This is a genomic window from Halobaculum rarum (assembly GCF_040025155.1).
Classification (GTDB): domain Archaea; phylum Halobacteriota; class Halobacteria; order Halobacteriales; family Haloferacaceae; genus Halobaculum; species Halobaculum rarum.
The window spans coordinates 2,114,139-2,139,894 of record NZ_CP157275.1; the positions used below are offsets into that span (position 1 = coordinate 2,114,139).

Annotated in this window: 24 protein-coding genes; 11 read left to right on the top strand and 13 right to left on the bottom strand. The window is 69.4% G+C overall.

Going from position 1 to position 25,756, the window contains the following annotated elements; all coding sequences use genetic code 11:
- Nucleotides 1–15 precede the first annotated feature (15 nt).
- A complete protein-coding gene (locus ABJD39_RS10960; protein ID WP_348608367.1) occupies nt 16–1,647 on the bottom strand; it encodes a uracil-xanthine permease family protein in 1,632 nt (543 codons plus the stop codon).
- 134 nt (nt 1,648–1,781) lie between these two features.
- Here ABJD39_RS10960 and ABJD39_RS10965 point away from each other — a divergent pair, with 134 nt between their 5' ends.
- Entirely contained in the window at nt 1,782–3,098 is a 1,317-nt protein-coding gene (locus tag ABJD39_RS10965) for an MFS transporter (RefSeq protein ID WP_348608370.1), read from the top strand.
- 51 nt (nt 3,099–3,149) lie between these two features.
- On the opposite strand, the gene ABJD39_RS10970 is transcribed toward ABJD39_RS10965, so the two are convergent.
- The gene (locus tag ABJD39_RS10970; protein WP_348608373.1) at nt 3,150–4,097 is read right to left on the bottom strand and encodes a carbohydrate kinase family protein; all 948 of its coding nucleotides are present in this window, start codon (nt 4,095–4,097) and stop codon (nt 3,150–3,152) included.
- Nucleotides 4,094–4,993 carry a sugar phosphate isomerase/epimerase family protein gene (locus tag ABJD39_RS10975; protein WP_348608376.1) on the bottom strand — a complete coding sequence of 300 codons (900 nt, stop codon included), beginning with the start codon at nt 4,991–4,993 and terminating at the stop codon, nt 4,094–4,096. The genes ABJD39_RS10970 and ABJD39_RS10975 overlap by 4 nt, the downstream gene beginning before the upstream one ends.
- A gap of 111 nt (nt 4,994–5,104) precedes the next feature.
- On the opposite strand from ABJD39_RS10975, the gene ABJD39_RS10980 reads away from it, so the two are divergent.
- Nucleotides 5,105–5,476 (top strand): hypothetical protein, encoded by a 372-nt coding sequence (locus ABJD39_RS10980; RefSeq protein WP_348608379.1) that lies wholly within the window; start codon nt 5,105–5,107, stop codon nt 5,474–5,476.
- 42 nt (nt 5,477–5,518) lie between these two features.
- Here ABJD39_RS10980 and ABJD39_RS10985 read toward each other — a convergent pair whose 3' ends face one another.
- Together ABJD39_RS10985 and ABJD39_RS10990 are read right to left on the bottom strand one after the other, a co-directional pair.
- Nucleotides 5,519–7,756: a histidine kinase N-terminal 7TM domain-containing protein gene (locus ABJD39_RS10985; protein ID WP_348608382.1), complete on the bottom strand. Its 2,238-nt coding sequence runs from the start codon at nt 7,754–7,756 to the stop codon at nt 5,519–5,521.
- A 120-nt stretch (nt 7,757–7,876) separates the two neighbouring features.
- The gene (locus ABJD39_RS10990) at nt 7,877–9,019 is read right to left on the bottom strand and encodes an acyl-CoA dehydrogenase family protein (protein ID WP_348608385.1); all 1,143 of its coding nucleotides are present in this window, start codon (nt 9,017–9,019) and stop codon (nt 7,877–7,879) included.
- A gap of 115 nt (nt 9,020–9,134) precedes the next feature.
- Between ABJD39_RS10990 and ABJD39_RS10995 the strand changes: the two genes are divergently transcribed.
- Nucleotides 9,135–9,953, top strand: coding sequence for an RIO1 family regulatory kinase/ATPase (locus ABJD39_RS10995; RefSeq protein ID WP_348608388.1), 819 nt, complete (start codon nt 9,135–9,137; stop codon nt 9,951–9,953).
- Nucleotides 9,954–10,038: 85 nt separating this feature from the next.
- On the opposite strand, the gene ABJD39_RS11000 is transcribed toward ABJD39_RS10995, so the two are convergent.
- Nucleotides 10,039–10,497 (bottom strand): DUF4112 domain-containing protein, encoded by a 459-nt coding sequence (locus ABJD39_RS11000; protein WP_348608391.1) that lies wholly within the window; start codon nt 10,495–10,497, stop codon nt 10,039–10,041.
- A 183-nt stretch (nt 10,498–10,680) separates the two neighbouring features.
- Between ABJD39_RS11000 and ABJD39_RS11005 the strand changes: the two genes are divergently transcribed.
- From ABJD39_RS11005 to ABJD39_RS11015, 3 genes are all read left to right on the top strand, one after another.
- Nucleotides 10,681–12,210, top strand: a complete 1,530-nt coding sequence (locus tag ABJD39_RS11005) for an aldehyde dehydrogenase family protein (protein WP_348608394.1) — start codon at nt 10,681–10,683, stop codon at nt 12,208–12,210.
- Between the two features lie 577 nt (nt 12,211–12,787).
- A complete protein-coding gene (locus ABJD39_RS11010) occupies nt 12,788–13,927 on the top strand; it encodes a Gfo/Idh/MocA family oxidoreductase (RefSeq protein WP_348608397.1) in 1,140 nt (379 codons plus the stop codon).
- A gap of 302 nt (nt 13,928–14,229) precedes the next feature.
- Nucleotides 14,230–14,475 carry a hypothetical protein gene (locus tag ABJD39_RS11015; protein ID WP_348608400.1) on the top strand — a complete coding sequence of 82 codons (246 nt, stop codon included), beginning with the start codon at nt 14,230–14,232 and terminating at the stop codon, nt 14,473–14,475.
- 38 nt (nt 14,476–14,513) lie between these two features.
- On the opposite strand, the gene ABJD39_RS11020 is transcribed toward ABJD39_RS11015, so the two are convergent.
- The 4 genes from ABJD39_RS11020 to ABJD39_RS11035 all read right to left on the bottom strand — a co-directional run bounded on the left by ABJD39_RS11020 (nt 14,514) and on the right by ABJD39_RS11035 (nt 16,453).
- Entirely contained in the window at nt 14,514–15,326 is an 813-nt protein-coding gene (locus ABJD39_RS11020) for a nitrilase-related carbon-nitrogen hydrolase (protein ID WP_348608403.1), read from the bottom strand.
- On the bottom strand, nt 15,323–15,751 hold the full coding sequence (locus ABJD39_RS11025) for a CoxG family protein (protein WP_348608406.1): 429 nt from the start codon (nt 15,749–15,751) through the stop codon (nt 15,323–15,325). Before ABJD39_RS11025 ends, ABJD39_RS11020 begins: the two co-directional genes overlap by 4 nt.
- Nucleotides 15,752–15,955: 204 nt before the next feature.
- Nucleotides 15,956–16,180 carry a DUF7123 family protein gene (locus tag ABJD39_RS11030; protein WP_222913782.1) on the bottom strand — a complete coding sequence of 75 codons (225 nt, stop codon included), beginning with the start codon at nt 16,178–16,180 and terminating at the stop codon, nt 15,956–15,958.
- 87 nt (nt 16,181–16,267) lie between these two features.
- Nucleotides 16,268–16,453, bottom strand: a complete 186-nt coding sequence (locus ABJD39_RS11035) for a DUF7525 family protein (RefSeq protein WP_348608410.1) — start codon at nt 16,451–16,453, stop codon at nt 16,268–16,270.
- A 345-nt stretch (nt 16,454–16,798) separates the two neighbouring features.
- Between ABJD39_RS11035 and ABJD39_RS11040 the strand changes: the two genes are divergently transcribed.
- Nucleotides 16,799–17,206: a DUF7528 family protein gene (locus ABJD39_RS11040; RefSeq protein ID WP_348608413.1), complete on the top strand. Its 408-nt coding sequence runs from the start codon at nt 16,799–16,801 to the stop codon at nt 17,204–17,206.
- A 71-nt stretch (nt 17,207–17,277) separates the two neighbouring features.
- Here ABJD39_RS11040 and ABJD39_RS11045 read toward each other — a convergent pair whose 3' ends face one another.
- The 3 genes from ABJD39_RS11045 to ABJD39_RS11055 all read right to left on the bottom strand — a co-directional run bounded on the left by ABJD39_RS11045 (nt 17,278) and on the right by ABJD39_RS11055 (nt 20,073).
- Entirely contained in the window at nt 17,278–18,309 is a 1,032-nt protein-coding gene (locus ABJD39_RS11045) for a phosphate uptake regulator PhoU (protein WP_222913787.1), read from the bottom strand.
- A gap of 110 nt (nt 18,310–18,419) precedes the next feature.
- The gene (locus tag ABJD39_RS11050) at nt 18,420–19,484 is read right to left on the bottom strand and encodes an ATP-NAD kinase family protein (protein WP_348608416.1); all 1,065 of its coding nucleotides are present in this window, start codon (nt 19,482–19,484) and stop codon (nt 18,420–18,422) included.
- A 136-nt stretch (nt 19,485–19,620) separates the two neighbouring features.
- Nucleotides 19,621–20,073: a DoxX family protein gene (locus tag ABJD39_RS11055; RefSeq protein WP_348608418.1), complete on the bottom strand. Its 453-nt coding sequence runs from the start codon at nt 20,071–20,073 to the stop codon at nt 19,621–19,623.
- A gap of 250 nt (nt 20,074–20,323) precedes the next feature.
- Here ABJD39_RS11055 and ABJD39_RS11060 point away from each other — a divergent pair, with 250 nt between their 5' ends.
- From ABJD39_RS11060 to ABJD39_RS11075, 4 genes are all read left to right on the top strand, one after another.
- Nucleotides 20,324–20,764 carry a hypothetical protein gene (locus tag ABJD39_RS11060; protein ID WP_348608421.1) on the top strand — a complete coding sequence of 147 codons (441 nt, stop codon included), beginning with the start codon at nt 20,324–20,326 and terminating at the stop codon, nt 20,762–20,764.
- Between the two features lie 97 nt (nt 20,765–20,861).
- A complete protein-coding gene (locus ABJD39_RS11065; RefSeq protein WP_348608424.1) occupies nt 20,862–21,581 on the top strand; it encodes a DICT sensory domain-containing protein in 720 nt (239 codons plus the stop codon).
- A gap of 76 nt (nt 21,582–21,657) precedes the next feature.
- Entirely contained in the window at nt 21,658–23,211 is a 1,554-nt protein-coding gene (locus ABJD39_RS11070) for a COG1361 S-layer family protein (protein ID WP_348608427.1), read from the top strand.
- A complete protein-coding gene (locus ABJD39_RS11075) occupies nt 23,208–25,751 on the top strand; it encodes an efflux RND transporter permease subunit (RefSeq protein ID WP_348608430.1) in 2,544 nt (847 codons plus the stop codon). Before ABJD39_RS11070 ends, ABJD39_RS11075 begins: the two co-directional genes overlap by 4 nt.
- The last annotated feature ends 5 nt before the right edge of the window (nt 25,752–25,756 follow it).

Genomic DNA, 25,756 nt, shown 5'->3' on the forward strand with positions numbered 1-25,756 from the left:
GGAGCGGGTCGCGACTCAGTCCGCGCGGACGAAGCGGTCGTACGCGGACAGGAAGTCCTCGTCGGACTCGGCGGTCCGCGCCCAGTCGGCGAGGCCGCGCTCCTCGTCGGTCCCGGGGATCACGTTGTCGAGGGTGAACGCGACGATCCCGCCGACGCTGATCCCGGTGGAGCCGACGACGAACACGGTGTTGGCGACGACATCGGCTCCGAGCGCCGGACCGAGGACGGGTACCGCGGCCATGCTCTGTGCGAAGAAGGCGGCCCCGCCGACGCCGTCGGGCGCCGCGGCGGCGACGTTCGAGAAGTACTCGGGGACGAACAGCCCGGCGAACAGCGACACGCCGAGCACGAAGAGGTTCCGCTGGGAGTCCAGATCGACGTACTTCAGGTTCGAGAGCCCGACGCCGACGATCTGGCCGAACATCGCGACGTAGAGGCCGCCGACGACGGGGCCCGGGATGCTCGCGATGAGCGCGCCGAAGGGACCGAAGAAGCCGACGACGAGCATCGCCGCCGCGCCGACCTGCACGACGTAGCGGGAGGCGACGCCGGTGAGCCCGATGGCGCCGATGTTCTCCGAGTAGGAGGTGGAGCCGCCCGCGCCCATCAGCCCCGCGAACACGTTCGCGAGCCCCTCCATCCCGATGCCGTGGGTGATGCGCTTCTCCGAGGGAGCGCCGACCCCCGAGAGCCGGGCGACGGCGTGGTAGTCGCCGAGCGATTCGATGATCGAGGCGATCACGCCCGCGAGCATGCCGACGACGAAGCTCGTCGTCACCTGCGGCATCCCCCACTGGAGCGGGTAGATGGCGACCGCCAACGGCGCCTCCGCCACCGGCGTCAGATCGACGTACCCCGGCGTCCCGGGCGCGTACACGCCCGTCGCAGACAGCGCGAGCGCGGCGACGTAGGCGACGACGATCCCCAACAGGACCGGGAACAGTTGGAACGCCGGCGCGCGGTCGCCGAGGAACTGCGAGAAGACGGCGATCAGGCCGAACGTGAACAACAGCAGTGGCCAGTTCTGCGTCGCGCTCGCCACCTGCGGCGCGGTGAACAGCGTCAGCCCGATGAGCACGATGACCGGCGCGATCACCACCGGGGAGAAGAATCGCCGGAGGCGACCCACCAGCCCCAGATAGCCGATCGCGATCTCGAACAGCGCCGCGACGACGATCGCGCCCTGAAGCTGCAGCAGGGCGGCGCGCCAGGCTTCGACCCCGCCGCCGGGCGGGTTCGCGACGACGACGCCGACGATCGCCAAGGCGGGCGCAAGCATCGAGAACGGCGCCCCCTGGACGATCGGGTAGCGGTTCCCGAGCGTCGTCTGCGCGAGCGTCGCGATCCCCGAGACGACGAAGAACGTGCCGACGAACCGCGGGACGAACTGGTCCGGCATCCCCATCGCGCCCGCGAGGATCAGCGGGACCGCGATGTTCGCGCCGACCATCGTGAGGTAGTGCTGGATCCCGAGGCCGAGCGACTGCAGGAACGGCGGGCGGTCCTCGATCCCGTAGGTGATGAGCGATGCCTCGTCTCCACCGGCAGCGTCGTCGGCGCCCCCGGCGTCGGCGGTGTCGACAGCGTCCTCGGCGGCGGTGCCGCCGTCGCCGTCGCGACCCTCCGCATCGTCTTCCTCGTGCATCCTGCCCGCTCGTTCGTGCTCTTCACCTTCACCCTGCCGTTCTCGGGAGGGTCCTGTCGCTCGGTTGACCCCGATCCTCCGGCGTTGCCGCCCGGTTGCGGAAGGGATTTGTCGCCCCCGGAACAGTCCCGTCCGTGGTTCGCGCCCGTCGCTGGCTGATCGCCTGGGGACTGGGATACGCCGCCGTCGGCGGCGCCTCCGTGCTCGTCCCGCTGTACGCGATCGCGCTGGACGCCAGCCTCGCGTTCGTCGGCCTCATCGCCGCGACCGCGGCGCTCGTGGGCGTGCCCGGCGCGCTCGCGTGGGCCGCGCTGGCCGCCCGGACGAACCGTCGGCGGCCGTTCGTTCTCGTCGCGCTCGGGGCGACCGCGGGCGTGCTCGCGCTCGTGCCGCTGGCGACGACGCCGGCGACGGTGTTGGCGCTCAACGCCGCGTTGTGGTTCGTCGTCGCCGCCGCTGTGCCCGTCCTGAACCTGATCGTCGTCGAGGGCGCGCCCGTCGACGAGTGGGACGGCCGGATCGCCTCCCTGAACGCCTGGCAGGGGTACGGCTGGGTGGCCGGCCTCGTCGTCGGCACCGCGTGGACGCTCGTCGTCCCCCGGTTCGGCGTCGACCCGATCACGGGTCAGCGACTGCTGTTTCTCGTCCTCGCGGTCGTCGCGACGGCAGCGCTGCTGCTCGCGCGGGTGTGGTACCCCGAGCCGTCGACCGTCTCCGCCGAGCGCTTCCGGCGGGTGTACGCCCGGCTCTCGCGCTCGAACTGGGGCGCCGGGCGCTACCTCCGCGCCAGTCTCTACGGCCCGACGCGGGTGTTCTGGGGCTTGCGGTCGCTCCGAAACGGGGCGGGATCGCGACGGGACGGCGCCGGGCGTTCGAACCCGCTCGCCGGCTTCTCCCCGCCGCTGCGGCGGTACGTCCTCGCGGTGGTCGTCTTCTCGCTGGGCTTCGCCGTCTTCTGGGGGCCGGTGCCGGCGTTCCTCGCCGAGCGCGTCGACGACGGGGCGGTGTTCGGCGTCTACCTCGCGGGCAACCTCGGCTCGGCGGTCTGCTACGGGCAGGCGGGTCGCCTCGCCGGGCGGTACGCCCCGCGGGTCGTGCAGGCGGGCGCGCTCGCCGGGCGGGGGGCGCTGTTCCCCGGCGTCGCGGTCGTTGGCGTCCTCCTCCCGACGGCCGCGCTCCCGGCGCTGGCGGGCTACGCGCTCGCGTTCGGGCTCATCGGCGCGACGTGGGCGTTCATCGCCGTCACCACCGCCGGCATCGTCAGCCGGCTCGCCGACGAGTCGACCCGCGGCGCCGCCCTCGGCGCGCAGGCGGCGGCCGCGGGGCTCGCGACCGCCGTCGGCTCCGCGCTCGGCGGCGTCGTCGCCGGCGCCGCGGGCTATCTCCCGACGTTCTCGCTCGGCGCGGCGCTGGTGTTCGCGGGGCTGGCGCTCGTCGTCATCGGGCGGTGACGGGCGGGCCCGAGCGCCGACGAGCGCGCGGCCCGCCGCTCGGCGCGGCGCCTACTCGTCGTCGAGGAACGCCTCGACCTGCTCCCGCGTCGGCAGCGCGGCCATCGCCCCCTGTGCGGTCGTCGCCCGAGCGCCGACGGCGTTGCCGAATCGGAGCGCCTCTGCCAACGACGACCCGCCGTCGAGCGCCTCGATCGCGCCCGCGGTGAACGCGTCGCCCGCGCCGGTCGTGTCGACCACGTCGGCGTCGAACCCCGGATGCTCGGCGTGGCCGGCGCCCCACGGCGCGTCGGCGGTCGACCGGGCGTACGCTCCCGCCGCGCCGCGGGTGATCAGCGCGGTGTGGGGACCGTCCGCGACGACCGCGGACGCGACGGTCTCCGCCGTCCCCCCGTAGCCCGCGGGGTCGAGGTCCTCGGCGGACGCGACGAGCACGCCCACGTTCGGGAGCGCCCGCGCGAGCGTGTCGGCGTAGTCGAACTCCCGCCACAGCGAGGGGCGCGCGTTCGGGTCGAACGAGACGGTGACGCCGTCGGGCGTCCGCTCCAGCAGGTCGAACACGGCCGAGCGCGACGGCTCGTGGGCGAGCTCGACGCCGCCGACGTGGAGCCAGTCGACCGCCGCGAGCGCGTCGTCGTCGATCCGGCCCGACTCCAGCCGGGTACTCGCGGTGCCGTCGAGGTACAGCGAGAACGAACGGTCGCCGTCGGCGTCGAGCGCGACGACCGCGAGGCCGGTCGGCGCGTCCGGGTCGCGCTCGACGTACGTGTCGGGGATCCCCTCCTCGCGGAGCGTCGCCGCGAGGAAGTCGCCGAAGCCGTCCCGGCCCAGTCTGGTCCACAGCGCCGGCGCCTCGCCGAGGCGTGCGAGGCCGACGGCGACGTTCGCCGGCGCGCCGCCGGGCCGTCTGGCGTACGTCCCGGCGTCGCCGTGGCCCCCCGACTCGGCCCCCTCGGGGTGGAGGTCGACGATACACTCGCCGACGACCAGCCGGCTCATTCCCCGCCCTCCGTGTCGTCGTCGTCGTCAGCCCCCGTGCGTTCGTCGTCGTCGTCGCCCTCGGCTTCCGCGCCGTCGGTGTCGCGACCGCCGCGTGCGCTCTCGGGTTCGACTGCCGCCAGCGACTCCTCGACCCGGTCGAGGCTGTGGCCGAGGTAGCCGGCGTCGTGGGTGAACACCTCCGCCGAGAGCGTCCCCGTCCAGTCGTCGGGAAGCGCCCGAAACAGGCGCTCGAAGTCGACGAACCCCGAACCGATCGGGAGGTGTTCGTCGCTCGGGCGGCGGACGTCGTTCAGGTGGAAATGCGAGATCCGGTCGGCGTGTGCGTCGATCAGCGCCACGATGCCGCCGTCGTCGCGGCCGTCGACCCGGGCGTGCCCCGTGTCGAGACACATCGACACGTCCGTGCGGTCGAGCAGCTCGTCGATCCGGTTCGTGTCGAACCGGCCCTTCGGGATGTTCTCGGCGACCAGCTCCACGCCGTGGTCGGCGGCGTAGCCGTCGAGGTGGCGGACCGACTCGACGATCGCGTCGCCGACGGTCCCGTCGTCGTGGGCGGGCGCCCACGCGTCCGTCGTCGGGTGGAGCGTCGCCTTCGTCGCCCCGAGGGCCGCCGCGAGGTCGAGGTGCGCCTCCAACTCGGCGACGGCGCCCGAACGCACGGCGTCGAACGGGGATCCGGGGTCGATCGATCCGAACGGGAGGTGGACCGTGCAGCCGACGCCGTGGTCGGCCAGCGCCGTTCGGAGCTCGTCGCGACGCGGGGCGAGCCGGTCGCGCGCGCCGGCGCCGTCGAGCATCACCTCGACGTAGTCGTAGCCGTGGTCGGCCGCGATCGCCGCTGCGTCCGGGGGATCCATGCCGAGCTGCGTGACGAACCCGATGTCGACGTTCATGCCGCCCGTACTACCCGTCGACACTTCGACCCACCGCATCGGTCATCGGCCCACGGTATCGGTCGTCGGCCCACCGCATCGCTCATGGCGTCACGGGCCGGAGCCTGCCGTATGGAGGATATGGGTCCGCTCGCACCCCACGTCGCGGACGTGGCGGCGGCCGCCGGCGTCGACGAGTCCGCCGTGCGGGAGACGCTGACCACGATGCAGGCCGACGTTCGTGCGTACCCGGGCGTCGCCGACCTCGTCTTCGAGTACCGACGGGCGTTCGAGTACGACCCGCTCGTCCGTCGCGACGGCCGAGTGTACTTTCTGCTCGTTCCGCCGCGCGTGTGGAACGAGTTCGCGGCGACGCTCGACGCGTCGGCGGCCGTTCTCGCGGCCGTACGGGCGGTCCACGACCGAGCGTTCACCGCGGGGACGGAGTTGGTTCCGGACGAGCGAGGCGACTGGGAGCCGCTGGTGTTCGTCGCGTCGTCGTAGCCGGGTCTTCGCTCGCGTCACCTGCCGTCGTCAGGTGGTTGTTCACTGTCCGTCGTCCGATGGCTGTGGCGCGACTACCCGGTCGAACTGCTCCACGTCGTCGTCATCCCCGCCGTCGGTACGCTGGGCGCGCGCTCTGGTGACGTCCCACGGGTCCATCTGCTCGATCGACCCCGTCGTCACCGACTCCGCGTCGGCCGCACGCAGGCGGAGGACGACGACCGTCCCGACGTCGTCGATCGGCTCGGACTCCGCCTCGTCGCCGTCGACGAAGGAGAGCTCGCCGTCGACCCCGTCGACGATCCATCTGACGAGCCAGAGGCCGAGCCCGCTGGCGTGGCGAAGTTGGGTCTCGTGGCCCGACTCCACCGCCTCGCGGTCCTCCGCGGGGATCCCCGGTCCGTCGTCCGCGATCCGGATCTCGACGGTCCCCGAGTTGTCCGACAGCGTAATCGCCATCCGCGGGTGATCGTCATGGTGGTGTCGGCCGGCGTTCTCCACGACGTTCCACACCGCGGTGGCGAGCAGCTCGTCGGCGTACGCGACCGCCTCGTCGGCCTCGACGGTCACCGTCATCTCCGGGAACCGATCGCGGGCGCGGTCGGCCACCTCCCCGACGACGCACGTCACATTGACCGGGCGCCCGCCGTGGTCCGTCCGCTGAAGCGTCTGGTCGACGCCGCGGACGCGGCTTCCCAGCGAGGCGAGCCGCTCGGCCGACCGCTGGATGCGCTCGGCGTGCTCGGCGGTGTCGCCGCCCTCGGCCGCTATCACGTCCGCGTAGCCGTGCACGACGTTGAGCTCGTTGCGGAGGTCGTGTCGGAGGACACGGGTCAAGACGCGCAGCCGCTGCTCGTAGCGGTCCCTGCGGGTCTCGTCGCGGAGGGTCAGCAGGTAGCCGCCGATGTGTGGGTCGTCGAAGCGGTTCACGCCGACGCCGTCGAGCACGCGCCAGCCGCCGTCGCGGTGCTCCGCGCGAAAGGAGACGCGGACGCGCTCGCCGGGTCGATGAAGGCTCTCGGCGAACGGCTTGGCGACCGACCGTCGGTCGTCCGGGTGGATGTAGTCGGTGAACTCGTCGCCCTCGAGCGTCTCCGTGTCGTATCCGAGGACGATCTCGGCGGCGGGGCTGATGTACTCGAGGACGCCGTCGGCGTCGGCGACCGCGACGATGTCCTCGGAGTGCTCGACGTACGCCCGATATCGTCGCCGGATCCTCTGCTGCTCGGTCACGTTACGGAACACGAGCAGCCGGACCCCCTCTCGTCCGAGCGACTCGCAGGTCGCCTCGAAGTACGTCGGGTTCGGGACCGGCTCGCCGAAGCCCCCGTCGCCCGCGACGTCGGGGTCCGCCTCGCCGAGGACGACCTCGGCGTCGTCGTCGCCGTCGTCGTCGAGCAGCCCGGACTCGACGACGGCGCCCGGTAGCACGCCCGCGGCGTCGTCGCCGACCCAGTCGTCGCCGAGGGCGAACGCCTCCCGGGCGGCCGGGTTCGCCTCGAGCACGCAGTCGTCGTCGTTGAGGACGACGATCGCGTCGTCGAGCCCGGAGAACACCGTCTCGTGGGCGACGGAGGCGACGTCGAACAGGTCATACCGGGTCATCGCGACCAGCAGCGCCAGGCTTACCGCCCCGAATCCCAGCGGCGTGAGATCGATGGGCGGCAGCCACGACGGCCCCAGGGCGAACAGCGAGAGGGTGGCGATCGGGGCCGCGGTTCCGGTACACAGCACGGCCGCCTGGGTTCGATACGCCCCCGACGAGCGCAGCGCCGCCCGGGCCAGAAGCGAGACGAACGCCGCCCCGGCGACCACGCTGTAAACGAGGTGTGTGACGAGCCCCGGGCCGGGATCGCCGACGAGCACGACCATGCCGAAGGCGGTCCGCGGCTCGATCGCGGCGAAGAAGACGCCGGTCGGATTCACGACGATCAGCGCGCCGACAACCGCGGGCTCCGCGGCGAGCGCGGCGATCCGGGGCGGGGTCAGCCACTCGCCGTGGCCGGCGTACGTGATCGCGAACAACAGGGAGGTGCTCACGATCGGGAGCGAGACGAGCCACTTCAGCCGGAGCAGCCCCTCGGCCGCGGCCGTCGTTCCGGCCGCCAACTGGAGACCCAGCGTGGCCGACCAGGCCGCGACCAGCAGCAGGGTCGCCGCGATCGCGGCGCCGGCGTGGTCCGCCCGCTCGCGGGTCCGGAGGTACGCGAGCGCACCCGCTGTCGCTGACAACAGCGTAGAGCCGGCGGCGGCGAGGAAGATATCTGACGCGTGGACCATTGCCGATAGGTGTCCCGGGGTGGTCGTGATCGACTGATAAAGCCGCGCCCAGAATTATCAGAACAGATTGTCGAAGACGCCCGACACGGTGGCGTCACCGACCGCGATCGGGACGCCCGGCTACAGCCCGAGCTGGCGACCGATGATGAGGTGCTGGATCTCGCTGGTCCCCTCGCCGATCTCCATCAGCTTCGCGTCGCGGTAGAACCGCTGCGGGGGGAAGTCGGTGGTGTAGCCGTAGCCGCCGTGGACCTGCACCGCGTCCTCGGCGACCTCGCGGGCGGCCTCGCTGGCGTCCAGCTTCGCGAGCGCCGACGCGCGCGTCACGTCCTCGCCGTCGTCGTACATCGTCGCGGCCTTGTGGGTGAGCAGTCGCGCGCGCTCGGTTTTGCGGTGCATGTCGACGATCATGTCGCGGACGGCGTCGAACTTCGAGATCGGTTTACCGAACTGCTCGCGCTCGCCGGAGTACTCCTTGGCAGCCTCGTAGGCGCCCTGCGCGAGGCCGGTCGACAGCGCCGCGATGGAGATGCGCCCGCCCTCCAGCGTCTTCATCGTCTGGGTCCAGCCCTCACCCGTCTCGCCGAGCAGGCGGTCCTCGGGGAGCCGCACGTCGTTCAGCTGGATCTCGCAGGTCGGCGAGCAGTTCAGGCCCATCTTGTCCCAGACGGTCGTCACCTCGAAGCCGCCGTCGCTCTCGGGGTCGACGATGAACGTCGAGATGCCGTCGTAGCCCGCCTCGGGGTCGGTGACGGCCTTCACGAGCACGCTGTTGGCGACGTTGGCGTTCGTGATGAACTGCTTCGTGCCGTCGAGCACCCACTCGTCACCGTCCCGCTCCGCCATCGTGTCCATGTCCGAGGCGTCGGAGCCCGAGCCGGGCTCGGTGAGCGCCCACGCGCCCATCCCCTCGCCCTCCGCGAGCGGTCGCAGCCACTCCTCCTTCTGCTCGTCGGTTCCGAACAGCTCGATCGGCTTCGAGCCCAGCGAGACGTGTGCGGCGTACGAGAGGCCGATGCCGCCGGAGACGCGCCCGAGTTCCTCGGTGACGATCGCGTACATGAGCTGGTCGCCGCCGAGGCCGCCGTACTCCTCGGAAACGGGAACGCCCATCATGTCGAGCTGCTCGAGCTGTTCGAAGATCTCCTCGGGGAAGCGGTGCTCGTCTTCGATCTCCTGGGCGATGGGGGCGATCTCCTCCTCGCAGAACTCGCGGACTTGGTCCCGGATCATCCGGTGCTCCGCGGGCAGATCAAAGTTCATGAACGAAGCAGCGGCGCCCCGGGAAATACTTGTTTCGATGGCTTTCGGTCGGCGCAATATCCGCGGGCGGGCGGTCGCAACGATTTATCCCCGCTCGCGGAGTACGGACCACCCCATGGACCTCCAGCGCCTCCTCCGCGGGACCGTCGAGTGGGACCGCTTGGAGGCGGTGGCGCGCGACCTCGCCGGCCGATACGGTGATGGGACGGCGCGCGTCGAGTTCCTCGACGCCGACAACTGGCTGTCGACGCCGTTCATCCTCCACACCGGCGGGGAGATCTACTTCGTGAAGGTGGTGAGCCGGCAAAATTCCGTCGTACACGCGCTGTTCACGGCCGGGCGCAACGTCGGCGCGTTCGCCTCGGGCACGGAGGGCTTTTTCGAGCACTTCGGCACGCCCGCCGAGATGGCCCGCCACGAGTTGGAGGCAACCCGGGAGATGCGTGCCATCGGCATCAACGCGCCCGAGCCGGTCGAGGCGCTGGAGATCGACGGGTTGGGCGTACTCGTCGTCGAGTACCTCCCCGCGTTCCGACCCCTTGACGAACTCGACGCCGACGCCGAGCGCGAACTCGCGCCCGAGTTGTTCCGCGCGCTCAGGCGGCTGCACGACAACGGGCTCGCCCACGGCGATCTGCGCGCGGAGAACGTGCTCATCCTCGCGGGCGACCTCTACTTCATCGACGCGACGAGCGTCCGGAAGCCGGGGGCGTTGGACGCCCGGGAGTACGACCTCGCGTGCGGGCTGGCGGCGCTGGAGCCGCTGATCGGCGCGGGCGACGCCGTCGAGGCGGCGCTGTCGGCGTACCCCCCCGCGGACGTGCTCGCCGCCCGCGAGTATCTCGATTTCGTCGCGATCCGCCCGGACCACGATTTCGACGGACCGGGGCTCAAAGGCGAGATCGAGAAACGTGCGACGGCGAACGGCGAGTGAGGCGAGCCGTGAGCGAAGCGAGCCGTGCGTCAAGTGGCCCGTGAGACGTGCGTGAGAGGGCGGCCCGTCAAGAACGGTCGCCGGGTCACTCCTCCGAGATATCGATGGTGACTGGACCGTCATCCTCGTCGGCGGGCGCGTGGGCGGCGCCCCCCTCGTCGTCGCCGGCGGCGTCGGCGACGAACTCCTCGAGATAGGAGACGTTCCACGTGTTCGCCTTGAGGAACGTGTCGAACACCGGGCCGACGACGGGGATCGACCCGATCACCGCGTCGGCCGTCACGTTCGCGAGCATGCGAACGACCGTCGACAGCGGGACACCGAGGTACGCCGCCTCGGCGACGATGTACAGCGAGACGCCGGCGGCGACCGCGTCGCCGACGCCGGGAACCACGCCGAGCACCGGATCGAGACCGATCCACGTGTTCGTCCCCGGAACCCGGACCGCCTCGTCCATGATCCGGGCAACGGTCTTCACGCGCCGCAGCGCCGGTTCGTCGACCGATTCGGGCAGGTCCATCGTGAGCGACTCGGCGTCTGTCATGGTCGTGGGGAGGCGACCGCGAGGAAAGGCTCTTGCGGCGGTCACGGGCCGACGGGAATCGCCGCGGCGACGACGCTGAGGGGGCTCCCCTCTCCCGCAAAATCGGATACCGGGGGCGGGGCGACTCCCGACGGACGGCCGACTTCCCGCACCTATATCACGTCGGTGACGCAAGTTTTGCCCATGAGTCGAGACGACAGTGTCTACCAGCACTACATCGACGGCGAGTGGACCGACGGGACGGGCGAGGAGACGTTCGTCTCGGAAAATCCCGCCAACGGCGAGGAACTGGGCGAGTTCCGCCGCGGCACCGAGACCGACGTCGACCGCGCCGTCGCCGCCGCCGACGACGCGTTCGAAGAGTGGAGTGAACTCTCCCACATCGACCGCGCCGAGTACCTCTGGGACATCTACCACGAGCTCAAAGACCGCCACGACGAGCTCGGCGAGATCGTCACCAAGGAGTGCGGAAAAGAGATCAGCGAGGGCAAGGCGGACGTAACTGAAGCGTGGCACATGGTCGAGTGGGCCGCCGGCGACGCCCGCCACCCCAAGGGCGATGTCGTGCCCTCCGAGATCCCCAGCAAGGACGCGTACATGCGGCGCAAACCGCGCGGCGTCGTCGGTTGCATTACCCCGTGGAACTTCCCGGTCGCCATCCCGTTCTGGCATATGGCCGTCGCTCTCGTCGAGGGCAACACGGTCGTGTTCAAGCCCGCCGAGCAGACCCCGTGGTGTGCACAGATCCTCGCGGAGATGTTCGAGGACGCGGGCGTCCCCGACGGCGTGTTCAACCTCGTTCAGGGCTTCGGCGACGCGGGCAACGCCATCGTCGAGGACGACCGTGTGGATACGGTGCTGTTCACCGGGAGCGCCGAGGTGGGCCACAAGATCGCCAGCAAGGTCGGCGGCGAGCCCGGCAAGCTCGCGGCCTGCGAGATGGGCGGCAAGAACAACATCGTCGTCACTGAAAAGGCGGACTTGGATACGGCAGTTCACTCAGCAGTCATGTCGAGCTTCAAGACGACGGGCCAGCGCTGCGTCTCGAGCGAGCGCTTGGTCGTCCACGAGGACGTATACGACGAGTTCAAAGAGCGGTTCGTTGAGAACGCTCAGAACGTCGCCGTGGGCGACCCCCTCGATGAAAACACGTTCATGGGGCCGCTTATCGAGCCCGAGCACAAGGAAAAGGTCTCGGAGTACAACCAACTCGCGAAAGACGAGGACGTGAACGTCCTGGTGGACCGCGAAGAATTAGAGGACTCCGAGATCCCTGAGGGCCACGAGGAGGGCCACTGGGTCGGGCCGTTCGTGTACGAGGCGGATGCAAAGGAAGACCTGCGGTGTACCCACGAGGAAGTGTTCGGCCCGCACGTCGCCCTGCTGAAGTACAGCGGGGACATCGAGGAGGCGGTCGAGATCCACAACGACACTGACTACGGACTCGCCGGAGCGATCATCTCGGAGGACTACCGACAGATCAACTACTTCCGCGACAACGCGGAGATCGGGCTGGCGTACGGCAACCTGCCGTGCATCGGCGCGGAGGTCCACCTCCCGTTCGGGGGCGTGAAGAAATCCGGCAACGGCTACCCCTCGGCACGGGAGGTCATCGAGGCCGTGACCGAACGCACGGCGTGGACGCTCAACAACTCCAAGGAGATCGAAATGGCGCAGGGTCTCTCGGCCGATATCAAGACCAAGGACGACTGACTGGCGTTCCGACCGAGCGGCCGTAGGCCGCCGAGGAACTCCGGCGGTCGTCTGCGACGTACTGCAGTCGCACTCGCATGCGACGCCGTGACTCGTTCGCGCTTTGGCGCTTCCTTCCGAGTAGTCACAGCGTCGCCGCTGGGTAGGCTGAAGACCGCTCCCGCCGGTGCGACGACCCCGGCGCGGGTGAGGCGCCGGACGCGACGCGGGGTGGTGTACGGTGCGTCGCGCGTCGCCGCGTCGGACCGCGTGTCCTACGCGGTACCGGGGCCGTGTGGCCGGAGCGGGAGTGGGAGCGGGAGTTGCTCCGGCCGGCCCGCGCGGATGGGCGAAATCGCCGTCGTGCGGGCGGCCCCAGTTTCGCTGGGGACATGCTGTCCCCTAGCCCGCGAAGCCGAACCGAACCGACCGAAACGGCCGGCGTGCCCGGACACGCTGGGGGGTGCGTCCGGACGGGGTTCGGTCTCGCGGTGTCACTATCGGGGCGCGTTCGTTACTTCAACACTCCGCCCGAATTATCGGAAGCGATTCTCGACCGGCCGGTGCGGTTTAGCCACTCGGCGCGGACGATCGGGCCATGTTCGAGTCGACGTTCGCGGACGCGAGGCGACGTGACTGGGCGGGCGAGGACGGCGCGATCGGGGACCGCGGCGGCGACGCCGACGCGGTCACCCGGATCGCGACGGTCGGCTGCGGCAACTACGCGCGCTCGGTCTCGATCCCGGCGATGGAGCGCGGCGACTACGCGGCGCCGACGGTCGTCGTCAGCGGCGACCCGGAGAAGCGCTCCCGCCTCGTCGACGAGTTCGGCGTCACCGCGATCGGCTACGACGAGTACGAGGCGGGCGTCGCGAGCGACGAGTACGACGCCGTCTACGTCGCCACCCCGAACCGGCTCCACCTACCCCATGTAGAGACAGCCGCCGCACACGGGAAGCACGTGCTCTGCGAGAAACCGCTCGAGGCGACCGTCGAGCGCGCCGAGCGACTCGTCGCCGCCTGCGACGACGCGGGGGTCCGGCTGATGACCGCCTACCGAATGCAGACCGACCCCGTGATGCGGCGCCTGCGGGAGTTCGTCGCCGGCGGCGGCATCGGCGACCTCCAGCGCGCGTCCGGCGACTTCACGTTCCCGGTGCTCGGGGGAGATGCCGGCCCGGACCAGTGGCGCCTCGACGGACGCCTCGCGGGCGGCGGCGCGCTGTACGACGTGGGCGTGTACCCGCTCAACACCGCGAGGTTCCTCGTCGGCGACCACCCGGTCGCGGTCTCGGCGACGACCCGGTCACCTGACCCCACGTTCGACGAGGTCGACCAGCACGTCGACTTCCGGGTCGAGTTCGGCGCCGCGAGCGGTGTTGCCGATGGCGACGCGGGCGCCGTCGACGGCGGAGACGGGTGGGTCGGGAACTTCTCGGCGTCGTTCTCGGGGCACCCGAACACGTCGCTGGAGCTGCTCGGGAGCGAGGGTCGGATCGCGATCCGGTCGGCGTTCCAGCCCGGCGCGGACCGTGAGGTGACCGTGGAGACGGCCGAGGGGACGATCGAGCTCGCGGGCGCCGGCGCGGACGAGACGGTCGAGGAGTTCGACTACTTCGCACACGCGGTGGCGGCCGGCGGCGACATCGAACCCGACGGGGGAGACGGGCTCGTCGACATGCGGACGCTGGCGGCGATACAGACCTCGGCACGGACGGGAGCGCGGGTCGAACTGTAACCCGGCGGTCCCGCTGCGTGGACGTACACGTCGCGGCGAACGAAAGCGTCGGTGAACGAAGGTGGGGGTGGGGAGGCGGTGGTGCGCGCGTCCGGTGCGGTGGACCCCTGACCGCGGAGCGGGCGCGCGCAGTCGCGTCGGGTGCGGCGGCGCGGATCTTGTGTCTGCCAGCTTACGACGAGAAAAGCGTCGGTTCGCCGGCACTCAGTCATATCCCGCTTGTCGGGATAAATGCTCCGGGACCGGTCGGCGAAGATCGGGTCGACGGAAACGGTTATACTCGCGCACGGAAAGTCTTCAGTATGGCTCGCCTCAGGGCCGAGGCGCTGCTCGGTGGCGCCGAGGACCTGCTGTCACAGCCGCGCCGCATCGTCGACCACCGTCGGCTCGGAGCGCCGGGCGACTCAGTCGACGCCGACGGCGGAGGGACGCTCCTCCGTGTCGAGAAAGTACCCTTGGCACACGTTGACGTGGCGCCGGACGTCCGCGAGCGTCTCTGCCAACTGCTCGACGACGAGTACACCGTGTTCGTTCACTACGTCGACTAACACACGCTCGCCCGTCTTCGATCCCCGTGTCCCTCGCTTCAGTAGTCGCGTCTGTCGCGGAGCGCCGGAAACTCTTCGCGGACGCTCGCGACGCGGTCGGGATCGATCTCGGCGGCGACGAGCGCCGGTTCGTCGCCAGTCGACGCCAGTGTCGTTCCCCACGGGTCGTACACGGTCGACCGGCCGAGCAGGTCCGCCTCCTCGAAGCTCCCCGAGCCGTTCACCGTCGCGACGTACGCGAGGTTCTCGATCGCCCGCGCTCGCGGGAGCGTCCGCCAGTGTTCGACGCGCGGGTAGGGCCACGCGCTGGGGACGAGCACGAGGTCGACGCCGCCGTCCGCGAGCGCGCGGAACTGTTCGGGGAACCGCAGATCGTAACACGTCGTCACCCCGACGCGAACGCCGAGCATGTCGACGACCGGCAGCGCCTCGCCGGGCGTGAGCAGTCGCGTCTCCGCCGAGTCGTACCCGAACAGGTGGTGCTTCCGGTACACCGCACGGCGGTCGCCGTCCGAATCGAACAGGACGGCCGTGTTCGCGAGGCCGTCGTCGGCAGGCACATCCGCACCCGCGGCGGCGCTCTCGGCGAGATCCTCGACGACCGAGCCGGCGAGCAGCGCGATGTCGTGGTCACGGGCGGCCTCGGCGAGCCGGCTCAGGGTCGGCCCCGACAGGGCCTCGGCGCCGCGTTCGTACGCTTCGAACGCGAAGTAGCCGACGTTCCACAGCTCCGGAAGCGCGACGAGGTCCGCGCCGCGGTCGGCGGCGTCGGCGATCGCCGCCAGCGCTCGGTCGAGGTTGCCGTCGCGGTCGGCCGCGCGGACCTCGATCTGCGCGAGCGCGAGGTTCATGCGAGCCCCAGCTCGCGCTCCAGGGCGCGTTCGAGGTTGTCCAACTCGTCGCTGAACTTCCGTTCGAAGAACGACTCGACGCCCGGGAGACGGCCGTCGACGACGAACTCGTTGACGAGGCGGGCGCGCCCGTCCTCGGTCTCGGAGACCGTGTGCTCGCCCGTCACGCGGAACGCCCGGGACTTCCCGACGAACTTGACGTACTCGGGCGGGTCCTTGCGCACCTCCTCGGTCTCGACGGCGATGCTCGATCGGATCACCGGGATCGGCAGGCGGACGTGCCACCTCGCGGTCCCGTCGTCGTCGACCTCGTATTCGTCGACGACGCTGATCGCCCCGGCACGTTTGGCCGGATCGGAGATAAACGCCCAGACGTCCTCCGGGTCGGCGTCGAAGATGAACTCCCGGCGTACACGCACGGTCATCGAACCGACGTAGGTGCGGGGGGCGAAAAAACGGGTGGGTTCGCGCGTCGACCGTGTCGTCGTTCGTCGGACCGACGATCGGGGGCGGGTCGACAGCAGAAGTCGAACTGGGTCGATGCGCATTCACTCGGGATGGGGCGGTACACCGGTACGGCGACCGCCGTATTCGGACGGGACATTTGGGGAGGCATCGACTGCCGTCGACTACGGCAGCTCGACGCGCCAGGTGGTCGAGCGGGCACGGCCCCACTTCTCGATGTCCACTTCCTCGGATTTCTCCGCGAGCGTCGGAAGTCGGGTGCCGACCTGCTTGGCGGAGAGGCCGATGGCCTCCGCGATGTTTTTCGCCCGGAAGTACTCCTCTCCCCGGGAAACGCTGTCGCGCAGGTACGCGAGGATGCGCTTCTCCTCGTCGGTGTACTCCGTCATTTGTGCTGTTTCAGTGTTGGGTGCGAGCGTTCTTAACGCTTCCCTCACCTCCCACTGTGGGATCGACCGGCGACGCGACGGCGCCTATTAGACGTCGAACGCCTGTAGCGCGATGACCGCCAGGATCGCCGCGGTCAACGCCAGCGCGAACCCCCATGCTATCACGATCTGGGAGGCGCCCGCGAGCATGAATCCCGCGCCCACCACGGCGAACGCACCGAACACGAGCGAGACGCCGAGCGCCTTGTCGCTTTCGAGAGTCTCGGTTTCCATACGCGTCGCTCCGACGCAGCGCACCTAACGCTTGCGGATGCGGGGCACGTCGTGCGGTCGGGGCTCGTCGCGCTCGCTCGGATCGTCTCCGGTCGGAGGAGCGAGACGGCGTCGGTGATGAGACAACCGTCGGAACGCGATCCGACACCTGGGAAACAGACCGCGGTCTCTCGACCGTCAACCGCCGGCCGACTCTCCCATCCGGAACCGGGCGCGGAACTCGCCAGCGCCGACAAGGCTTTGTCTCCGGGCGGACACCTCCGGGTATGTTCCGGAGTCCACCCGCTCCTGATCGAGTTCTCGGACGGTAACGTAACCGCCTCCCCGGACGGCGATGGCATCGTCGTGGAGGTGGACGGGCAGACGCACGAGCTGACCCGCGAGGCCGCCGCCGACCTGCGGGAATCGCTGGCCGACGCGCTGACCGAACGACGGGAGTTCTTCCGCACCGCCGGGGAGTTCCGCGCCGACGGGAGCTACGTTGTCTCGCGCAAGGCCGCCGACTCGGCGGGCAACGCGAAGGTGTTCGACTCCTTCGACGAACTCGTCCGGCTGTACGACCGGCTGCCGGATCGGTTCGACGCCGACGACGTCGGCCGAACGGGCATCACCGGCTCGCGGCGGCACATGCTGATCCGACACTTCGCCGAACACCCGGCGTTCGACTGTCGCATCCGGCGTCGAAACCCCCTCAGCGCCGAGAAGACTGAGCCTGACCGGGGCGCCGAGGATGTCGCTGAAGCGGAGGAGTAGTCTCCCGCGAGAGGACCGCAGTCGCGTGTTTCGCCGTTCTACCGAGGTGCTCGCTTCGCTCGCGCCTCGCTCTACTCGATCGTCACGAACTCGTTCTCCTCGTTGAGCGCGAGGTTCGCGGCCACCTCCGCGATCCGCATCGCGTACTGGGCGGTCTCCTGCAGGCTGACGAGCACCTCGCGCACCTGCAGCAGCTGCGCGTTCGACATCTCCGGGAGGTCGGTGAGGATGTCCTGCTCGCGGTCCTTCAGCTCCTGGAAGAGGTACTTCACCTCGATGGTGAGCGCGTAGTCGCGCTTGACCGCCGACTCGACGGCCATCTCCGTGATCTCGTCGACCTGGTCGGTGAAATCGCGGATGCGCCGCATCGTCGACTCGTCGACGTCGAGGGTGTTGCCCTCGGCCTCCATCGCGATCTCGGCGATGTCCTCGGCGTTGTCCGCGATGAGTTCGAGGTTCTTCGCGATCGACCGGTAGCCGATGAGCGGGAACCCGGAGTCCAGCCCGACGGCGCGTGCGAGGTTCGGGTTCTGGTAGGCCGTGAAGATGAGCCGCAGGAGGAGGACGAAGATCTTGTTCGCCTGCCGCTCGCGGTTGAGCGCGCGCTGGGCGAGGTCGGCGTTGCCGTGCGCGAGCGCCTTCACCGCCTCCCCGCGCATCGTCGAGCCGGTGTTCTCCAGGCGCTCCAGCAGGTTGTCGAGCGTGAAGTCCTCAGGGTCCACCGAACACCGGATGGCGATGTTCTCCGGCGTCTCCTCGATCACGCCCAGTCCCATGAGTTGGGTCTCGGCCTTGTACACCGCGTTGATGTGGTCCGAGCCGAGCGCGCCGTCCTTCGTGGTGATGTTGATGACGCGCCGCCCGAGCACGTACTGCGCGAGGATCGCCCGCTCCAAGGCGTCCGCGTCGAGGTTGTCCGCGTGCAGCGTCGCCTCCGCGTCCTCCGTGCTCGCGGACTCGGGCAACACCGTCAGCGTCCCCTTGCCGCCCATCCGCAGCGACACCTCGTCGCCCTTCTCGACGTTCTGTTCTTTCGCCCACTCGGCCGGCAGCGTCATCGCCAGCGTCGAGGGTCCCAGCCGCTGAACCTTCCGCGTCTCCATATTCGAGGGGAGTCTCTATACGACCTTAACCTTGACCCTATGTTCATTATATACTTGGTTGGATATGTAAGGATCTACCCTTCGATTCAAGTGCTAGTCCGAGATCCGGTTCACACGATCTTCATCATCCGGCGCTCGAAGCGCCCGACGCGAACTTTCACCCAGCCGCGGAGTTCCTCGTCGAGTTCGGGGTCGTCCGTATCGACGCGCAGCACCCGCAAGTCGTCGAGCTTGTCGCGCGAGGCGACGATCTCCAGGTCGCACTCGCGGATGACCGCCGGCGACAGTTGGGGGTTGCCGCGACCGAAGACGAACCCCTGGCCGCCGATGGGGGTGACGACGATGACGTTGTCTTCGTCCAGCGAGTCGAGGATCTCCGACTCCGCAGCGTCGAGCGCGAGCACGTCGCCGTTCCGATACACGTCGACGCCGATAGGCGACCCCTCGAAGCCCAGCCGCTCTTTGACCTCGCCGACGGTCGAGCCCGGCCCGAGTACCCACGTCGTCTTCGGCCGTGCGCGCACGTCGTCGGCGACCCCGATCGCCAGCGACTCGACGGTGCCGCCGCCGATCTGCTTGCCCGACTGGAGCTGTTCGGCGACGGGGACGTGCGCGACGGCGCGCAGTTCCGGGTGGACCTCCCCCTCGCGGTACTCGTCCTCGTCGATGTCCATCACCTCGCGGCGCTCGGTGCGCTCGAACGTCGCGGCGACGTATGCTGCGTCCTCCGGGGAGACGGCGAACACCGACGAGTACACCTTCACGCCCGCGGGGACGCCGAGCATCGGGATGTCGGTTCCCTCCAGCGCCTCCGCCACGTCCGTGGCGGTGCCGTCGCCGCCGACGAACAACACCAGATCGACGCCGGCCTCGCGAAGCGCGCCGACGGCCGTTACCGTGTCGTCGGCGTCCGTCTCGTCGCCCGCGGGCGTCCCGAGTACTTCGGGATCGAAGCCGGCGTCGCGGACCTCGCTCGCCCCCATCGGGTCGCCCCATGCCAACAGTTCGGCGTCGGGGGCGCGCTCGGCGAGGGCATCGAGCGCCCGGTGGGCGCGATCGGGCGCCCGTGGCTCGGCGCCGCGGGCGCGCGCCTCGGCGACCTTCCCGTCGGTGCCCTTCAGCCCGACCCGGCCGCCCATCCCCGCGACGGGGTTGAGCAGGAACCCGATTCGCATGTCGGGAGGGGGACGCGCCGGCGACAAAAGCCCGCCGGCTCGACGGAGTCGCGCCGCTGTCGGGGGGGCGAGGCACGGACGAAGGAGAATGGAGTCGGCGTGGATCGAGCGGACGAACGAGCGTTGTGACGACCGATTACAGCAGCGAGATGTCGAGCGCGTACGGCCACGGCGCCGACGCGAGCGCGAGGAACGCCAGCGACGCACCCGCCATGACGGTGTTCTTCAGGAACGAGGTCATCTCGTCTTGCTGCTGGTCCTCGGGCACCGCCCAGAAGTCGTGGATGGTGACCGCCGACGCCAGCAGGAACACCGCGAGTCCGCCGGCCGCGAGTGTGACGAATGCGCCCGTGGCGACGCCCAGCCCGCCGAATATCAGTAGCCCGCCGGAGAACAGCGTCGCGAGGCGGGGCGCGGGGATCCCCTTCGCCTCCGAGTAGCCGGCGAGTCCGTCGGTCATCGTGAAGTGGTTCAGTCCCATGAACGCGAGGACGAAGCCGAACAGCAGCCGCGCGAGCAGGAAGATCTCTCCGGAGCCGGTACTGGTGAACGGATCGGATGCGCCCTGCAGTAGGATCGTATCGAGCATCACTCTTCGGTACATTCTGCCCCATCTTATAATTTCCCTGACATAGGGGTAACCGGGTTACACGGGCGTTACCGAGGCGGAATCTCACGAACGAGCGCCCCTGTGTGGAACTCTCTATCCGAGGATTCGACGTCCGATTCGGATGGTGAATTCGTATCGAAGATATATCACTAGTTCAAGGCGCCGTGGCGACCGGGTAACGACCGCCGGCGCCGACGGAGGTTTCCCCGTTCGGTCCCACAGATCGCTCATGTACACGGGGCGAACCGAGCAGCCGTGTTGCCTGTGTGACTCCCCCGAGACGACCGCTCGCATCGACATCCCGCCGCGGGCGGTGCAGTTGATGAAGCACTCCGACCCGATCGCCTGGCGCGACATCGTCGGCGAGGTATCGATCCACTTCTGTGAGTCCGACTGGGAGGCGGTCGCCGATCTCGTCGTGGACCTCGGGATGAACCCGCTGTCGCGGTGCAACGTCGCTCGGGCGTCGTTCGACCTGCGCGGGGACTTCGAGGCGCTGCTGAACGACACGCGCGCGGAGCCCGACCAGACCGAGTTGGAGGCGCGGATGCTCGCTGAGGCGGAGGAGACGCTGGCGGCCCTCGACGACCCCATGACCGAGGAGCACGCCGTCGTCGAGGCACACGTCGTGGTCGACTCGCTCGCTGAGTTCGGCGTCGCGTCGGCGTGACAGCCACCTCAGTCATATCCCTTGTGTGGTGTGTCGGTGTCAGTGCACGTCGGTGATAGGCTTTTATCCGTGCCCGGTGTATCGAGGTCGAACCCAGATGTCACTTCGGGCAGTTATCGACTCCGTCGAAGGGCGAGAAAAGCGCCTGACGGTGTTCGATCCGCCGAACGACGACGCGGTCGCGGAGCTGCGCGAGTACTTCGACTCCCAGGCCGTCCGAATTGCTGAAGGAACGACCGACAGCAGCCTCTCGGGGTACGTCGTACTCTCGGACGAGCACGACGACGAGGTGCTCGCGGCGGTCGACCTTCGGCATCTCCAGGGCGAGGTCGCGGTCGGACCGGGTGAGCAGAGCGCGTTCGCGCCCATCCTCGAACACCTCGACGGGACGACGTTCACCTCATACGACATCTCCCAGATGATGGCCGCGACTCGGGAGATGGAGGACCGCGCGTGGCGTGCGGGGACGGGTGAGCTCCACGCCGGCTTCCAGCGCGTCGAGGCGATCCGCGCGCAGAAGGGCGTCTACGAGGACCTCGCGACCAAGGAGATAGACATCCACACCTACTGTGCCCCGAGCGACGACACGCCCGATATCGAGGGCGTGTCGATTCATCAAGAGGACACTGACGAGATCAGACGCTCGTGGTTCGTCGCGTTCGACGGCGGCGGCGACCCCGCCGACGCCTGTCTGCTTCTCGCCGAAGAGCGCGGCGACCCCGCCGACCGTCAGTTCTACGGCTTCTGGACCTATGACTCGACCACCGTCGCGACAGTGATCAACCATCTCAAGCAGACGTACGCGGTCCCGGCGTAGCGATCACCGCGTCGACCGCGTGGCCCGGTTTCAAACAGGTTATATACGTCCCTGACCGAACGTTCAGCCAACACCGATGTCACGTCGCCCACTGACGTTGTTGATCGCGGCACTACTGATCCTCTCGGCCGTCGGTGCGGGCTTCGTCGGCGTCGCGGCTGCAGACGAGGACCCCCGATTCGAGACGGACGTGGCCGAGCCGGTGCTCCAGCCCGGGACGACCCAGGAGCTCACCGTCGAACTCACGAACGACGCCGCCGATCGCGACGACAACGTCGAGCCGGCGCTCGACGTGAACGCCACGGTCGGTGATACCGACGGGATCGACGTGCTCTCGTCCACGAGGGAACTCGGCCGGATGGGCGACGGCGCCACCCGGTCGGTGACGGTACAGATCGACGTCGCGGCCAATATCCCCGGCGGGGAACACCGCGTCCCGATCACCGTCAAGTACCGCGACGAGGACGACGAGGACGAGGTACTCACGACGACCGTGTACGCGACGGTCCGGGTGCAAGAGCGCGCCCTGTTCGAACTCGAGGACGTCGAGTCGGCCGCCCCGGTCGGCGGCTCGGGGACCGTCTCGGTGACAGTCCGCAACGTCGGCGGGGAGTCGGCCCGGAACGCGGTGCTCTCGCTCCAGTCCGGTAACGACGACCTCACGTTCGGCCAGTCGGCGAACGCCCGCCGGTTCGTCGGCACGCTCGGCCCCAACGAGACGCGGACCGTCGAGGTCGACGGGACGCTCGTCGAGTCGGCCGAGACGCGCGAGTACGCGGTCGACGCGACCGTCGAATACGAGTCCGAAAGCGGCGCGTCGGTCACCTCCCGATCGCTCTCGTTCGGCGTGCTCCCGCTGCCAGAACAGACGTTCGGCGTCGACGCACTCGAGAGCACCCTCCGGGTCGGTGAGGACGGACAGGTCACCGGCACCGTGACGAACACTGGCGAACAGACCGTGACGAACGCGGTCGTCCTGTTCGAGACGACGAACCCGAACGTCTCGCCGCTGGAACCCGAGGTCGCCGTCGGGACGCTCGAACCCGGCGAGTCGGCCGAGTTCGCGTTCGACATCGAGGTGTCCGGCGCCGCCGAGGCGGGACCTCGCCAGTTCACGCTGCGCGTCCAGTATCGCGACGACGAGGGAACCCGCAGGACGGGTGATTCGCTCGACGCCCCGGTCTCGATCGCCGAGTCCCGCGACGAGTTCGACGTGAGCGCGGTCAACGGAACGGTCGAGGTCGGAAACGGCGTGACGTTCACCCTCGAGGTGACGAACAACCGCGAGGAGCCGGTGCGCGACGTGTCCGCGAAGCTGTTCCTCGATGGCCCGCTCTCGTCCGAGGACGACGAAGGGTTCATCGACGCGATCGCTCCCGGCGAGACAAGGGAGGTCATGTTCGACCTCTCGATGGCCGGCACCGCGATCGCCGGCAAGACGTATCCCGCGAGCGTCGACTTCCGGTACGAGACCAGCGACGGTGATACCCTGATCTCCGACACCTACGAGGTGCCGGTCGAGGCGACGGCGCCCAGCGGGAACGGACTGCCGCTCGGCGCCATTGGCGTCGGGGCGGTCGTCGTCGTTCTCGGGATCGCCGGCGCCGTCTACCTCCGGCGCAACAGATGAGCGACGAGGGGGTCACCGCCGCGGTCGCCACGGAGATCACGGAGCGCCCCGGTCGGATCGTTGCGGCGTTCCTGCTGCTCACGCTGGTGTTCGCCGGCGGGCTTGCGAACGTCTCGACGGCCGCCGGCACGGAGCAGTTCACTTCGGGGATCCCTGCAGAGGAGGCACTGTCGGACATCCAGCGCGACTTCGGTCCGTCGTTCGCCGACGACACCGGCTCGACACAGCTCGTCCAGCGAGACCGGAACGTCCTCTCGAAGCCGGCGATGCTGCGGATGCTCGAGGCACAACATCGGCTGCAAGAGACGGACGGCTTGCGGGTGGTCGGCGTGTCGTCCCCGGCGGCGACGGTCGCGCGAACGATCGACCCGAACGCGACCACGACCGAGGCGCAGATCCGCGTGCTCGAACGGGCGACCTCCACGGAGATCGATGGGGCGATCCGTGAGAACGCGGACAACCCAGCGTTCACCGGCGGGGTGTCCGACGACTTCAACGCCGAATCGGCGGCGGCGTCGGCGACGATCGGCGTCGTAACTCACGAGATACCGGGCGCCGGCGGCGGCGGTGCGGCGGCCGGACAGAGCGGCTCCAGCCCGCTGACCGACATCCAGATCCGGAGCCAGCGCGTCGTCGACACCGTCGGCGGCGACATCACCGTCTTCGGGTCCGGGATCATCTCCGCGGAGTTCTCGTCGGTGATCACCGACTCGCTGCTCATCGTCACGCCCGCGGCCGTCCTGTTGATCATCGGCTTTCTGATCGTCGCCTACCGCGACCTCATCGACCTCCTGTTGGGGTCGTTCACGCTGCTGTTGGCGGTCGTGTGGACGTTCGGATTCCTCGGCCTCGCCGGGATCCCGTTCAGCCAGATGATGATCTCGGTGCCGCCGCTGCTGCTTGCGGTCGGGATCGACTTCGGTATCCACGCGGTGAACCGCTATCGCGAGGACCGGGCCGAGGGCTACGGCGTCGAGGACGCGATGAACCTGGCAGTTCGGCAGCTCCTCGTGGCGTTCTTCATCGTGACCGGGACGACTGTGATCGGATTCCTCGCGAACCTCACGTCAGATCTCGCGCCGATCCGGGAGTTCGGCCTGGTCGCGGCCGCGGGAATCCTGTTCACGTTCCTCCTGTTCGGCGTGTTCCTCCCGGCCGCGAAGGTGCTGATCGACCAACGTCGCGACGTCATCCCGATCCCGACGTTCTCACAGGCTCCGCTCGGCGCCGAGGGGAGCGGACTCGCGAGCGTCCTCCGCGTCGGCGTCTCGATCGGAGACCGCGCGCCGCGGGTGTTTCTCGCGCTCGTGCTCGTCCTCACCGCGGCCTCGGGCGGCTACGCAGCGGGCATCTCCACGTCGTTCTCTCAGGAGGACTTCCTCCCGCCGGAGGAAACACCCGACTACTTGGAGGAGCTTCCCGAACCGTTCGCGCCCAGCGACTACACTGCCGTCGCGACGCTCAACTTCCTCGAGGAGAAGTTCACCGCGAGCCAGGGCGGGTCGGTCACGGTCTACGTCGAGGGCGACATGGAGGACTCGACGAGACTTGAGGAACTCTATCGCATGGGCGACGATCCCCCGAGCACGTTCGTCTCCGAGGACGGGCGCGCGGAGTCGCAAAGCATCGTGACGGTCATTCAGCGGCGCGCGGCGTCCGACCCCGAGTTCCGCCGGCTCGTGAACCGGAACGACCGGAACGCGAACGGCGTCCCAGACGACAATCTCGGAGAGATCTACGACTACCTGTTGTCGTCGTCATCGCGCGAGCAGGCGCTGCAGTACCTCTCCGAGGACCGGCGGAGCACACAGGTAGTGTACTCGACGGAGGCCGACGCCGACCAGTCGGCGGTGACGGCCGACGGACGCGCGGTCGCCGACCGCTACCGCGACACCAGCGGCGTCGCGGTCGCCACCGGCAGCACCGTGGTGTTCGCCGCCGTGTCGGACCTGATCTTCGTCTCCGCCGCCCAGAGCCTCGCCGTGGCGCTCTCACTCACGGTGGTGTTCCTCCTCGTCATCTACGGCGTGCTCGAGGGACTGCCGTCGCTCGGCCTCATCAACACCATCCCGATCATCGCGTCGGTGGCGCTCGTGGCGGCGACGATGCGGCTCGCGGGCATCGCGTTCAACGCGTTCACGGCGACGATCCTCTCGTTGACCATCGGCTTGGGGATCGATTACTCGGTTCACGTCGTCCACCGGTTCATCGACGAGCGTGGCGAACACGACCTCTTCACCGCGCTGGAGCGGACCGTCCGCGGAACGGGGGGCGCGCTCCTCGGGAGCATGCTCACGACGACGACGGGGATCGGCGTCCTCGTGTTCTCGGTGCTGAGCATCCTCGGGCAGTTCGGAACGCTCACCGCGCTGTCGATCCTTTACTCGTTCCTCACGTCCATGCTGGTGCTCCCGTCGGCGCTGGTGGTCTGGGACGGCCTCAAGGGCCACGACCCCGACCGGCCGGTCGAGGCGAAGCCGGGGCTCTCGGTGCCGTTCCTCCGCCGAGGCGACCGACCGGAGCCGACGAGCGCGGACTGACGGCG

Excerpts from the sequence above, each read along its gene's own strand:
- ABJD39_RS10960 (WP_348608367.1), bottom strand. The coding sequence starts at position 1,647 with ATGCACGAGGAAGACGATGCGGAGGGTCGCGACGGCGACGGCGGCACC.
- ABJD39_RS10970 (WP_348608373.1), bottom strand. The coding sequence starts at position 4,097 with ATGAGCCGGCTGGTCGTCGGCGAGTGTATCGTCGACCTCCACCCCGAG.
- ABJD39_RS10975 (WP_348608376.1), bottom strand. The coding sequence starts at position 4,993 with ATGAACGTCGACATCGGGTTCGTCACGCAGCTCGGCATGGATCCCCCG.
- ABJD39_RS10980 (WP_348608379.1), top strand. The coding sequence starts at position 5,105 with ATGGAGGATATGGGTCCGCTCGCACCCCACGTCGCGGACGTGGCGGCG.
- ABJD39_RS10985 (WP_348608382.1), bottom strand. The coding sequence starts at position 7,756 with ATGGTCCACGCGTCAGATATCTTCCTCGCCGCCGCCGGCTCTACGCTG.
- ABJD39_RS10990 (WP_348608385.1), bottom strand. The coding sequence starts at position 9,019 with ATGAACTTTGATCTGCCCGCGGAGCACCGGATGATCCGGGACCAAGTC.
- ABJD39_RS10995 (WP_348608388.1), top strand. The coding sequence starts at position 9,135 with ATGGACCTCCAGCGCCTCCTCCGCGGGACCGTCGAGTGGGACCGCTTG.
- ABJD39_RS11000 (WP_348608391.1), bottom strand. The coding sequence starts at position 10,497 with ATGACAGACGCCGAGTCGCTCACGATGGACCTGCCCGAATCGGTCGAC.
- ABJD39_RS11005 (WP_348608394.1), top strand. The coding sequence starts at position 10,681 with ATGAGTCGAGACGACAGTGTCTACCAGCACTACATCGACGGCGAGTGG.
- ABJD39_RS11010 (WP_348608397.1), top strand. The coding sequence starts at position 12,788 with ATGTTCGAGTCGACGTTCGCGGACGCGAGGCGACGTGACTGGGCGGGC.
- ABJD39_RS11015 (WP_348608400.1), top strand. The coding sequence starts at position 14,230 with ATGGCTCGCCTCAGGGCCGAGGCGCTGCTCGGTGGCGCCGAGGACCTG.
- ABJD39_RS11020 (WP_348608403.1), bottom strand. The coding sequence starts at position 15,326 with ATGAACCTCGCGCTCGCGCAGATCGAGGTCCGCGCGGCCGACCGCGAC.
- ABJD39_RS11025 (WP_348608406.1), bottom strand. The coding sequence starts at position 15,751 with ATGACCGTGCGTGTACGCCGGGAGTTCATCTTCGACGCCGACCCGGAG.
- ABJD39_RS11030 (WP_222913782.1), bottom strand. The coding sequence starts at position 16,180 with ATGACGGAGTACACCGACGAGGAGAAGCGCATCCTCGCGTACCTGCGC.
- ABJD39_RS11035 (WP_348608410.1), bottom strand. The coding sequence starts at position 16,453 with ATGGAAACCGAGACTCTCGAAAGCGACAAGGCGCTCGGCGTCTCGCTC.
- ABJD39_RS11045 (WP_222913787.1), bottom strand. The coding sequence starts at position 18,309 with ATGGAGACGCGGAAGGTTCAGCGGCTGGGACCCTCGACGCTGGCGATG.
- ABJD39_RS11050 (WP_348608416.1), bottom strand. The coding sequence starts at position 19,484 with ATGCGAATCGGGTTCCTGCTCAACCCCGTCGCGGGGATGGGCGGCCGG.
- ABJD39_RS11055 (WP_348608418.1), bottom strand. The coding sequence starts at position 20,073 with ATGCTCGATACGATCCTACTGCAGGGCGCATCCGATCCGTTCACCAGT.
- ABJD39_RS11060 (WP_348608421.1), top strand. The coding sequence starts at position 20,324 with ATGTACACGGGGCGAACCGAGCAGCCGTGTTGCCTGTGTGACTCCCCC.
- ABJD39_RS11065 (WP_348608424.1), top strand. The coding sequence starts at position 20,862 with ATGTCACTTCGGGCAGTTATCGACTCCGTCGAAGGGCGAGAAAAGCGC.
- ABJD39_RS11070 (WP_348608427.1), top strand. The coding sequence starts at position 21,658 with ATGTCACGTCGCCCACTGACGTTGTTGATCGCGGCACTACTGATCCTC.
- ABJD39_RS11075 (WP_348608430.1), top strand. The coding sequence starts at position 23,208 with ATGAGCGACGAGGGGGTCACCGCCGCGGTCGCCACGGAGATCACGGAG.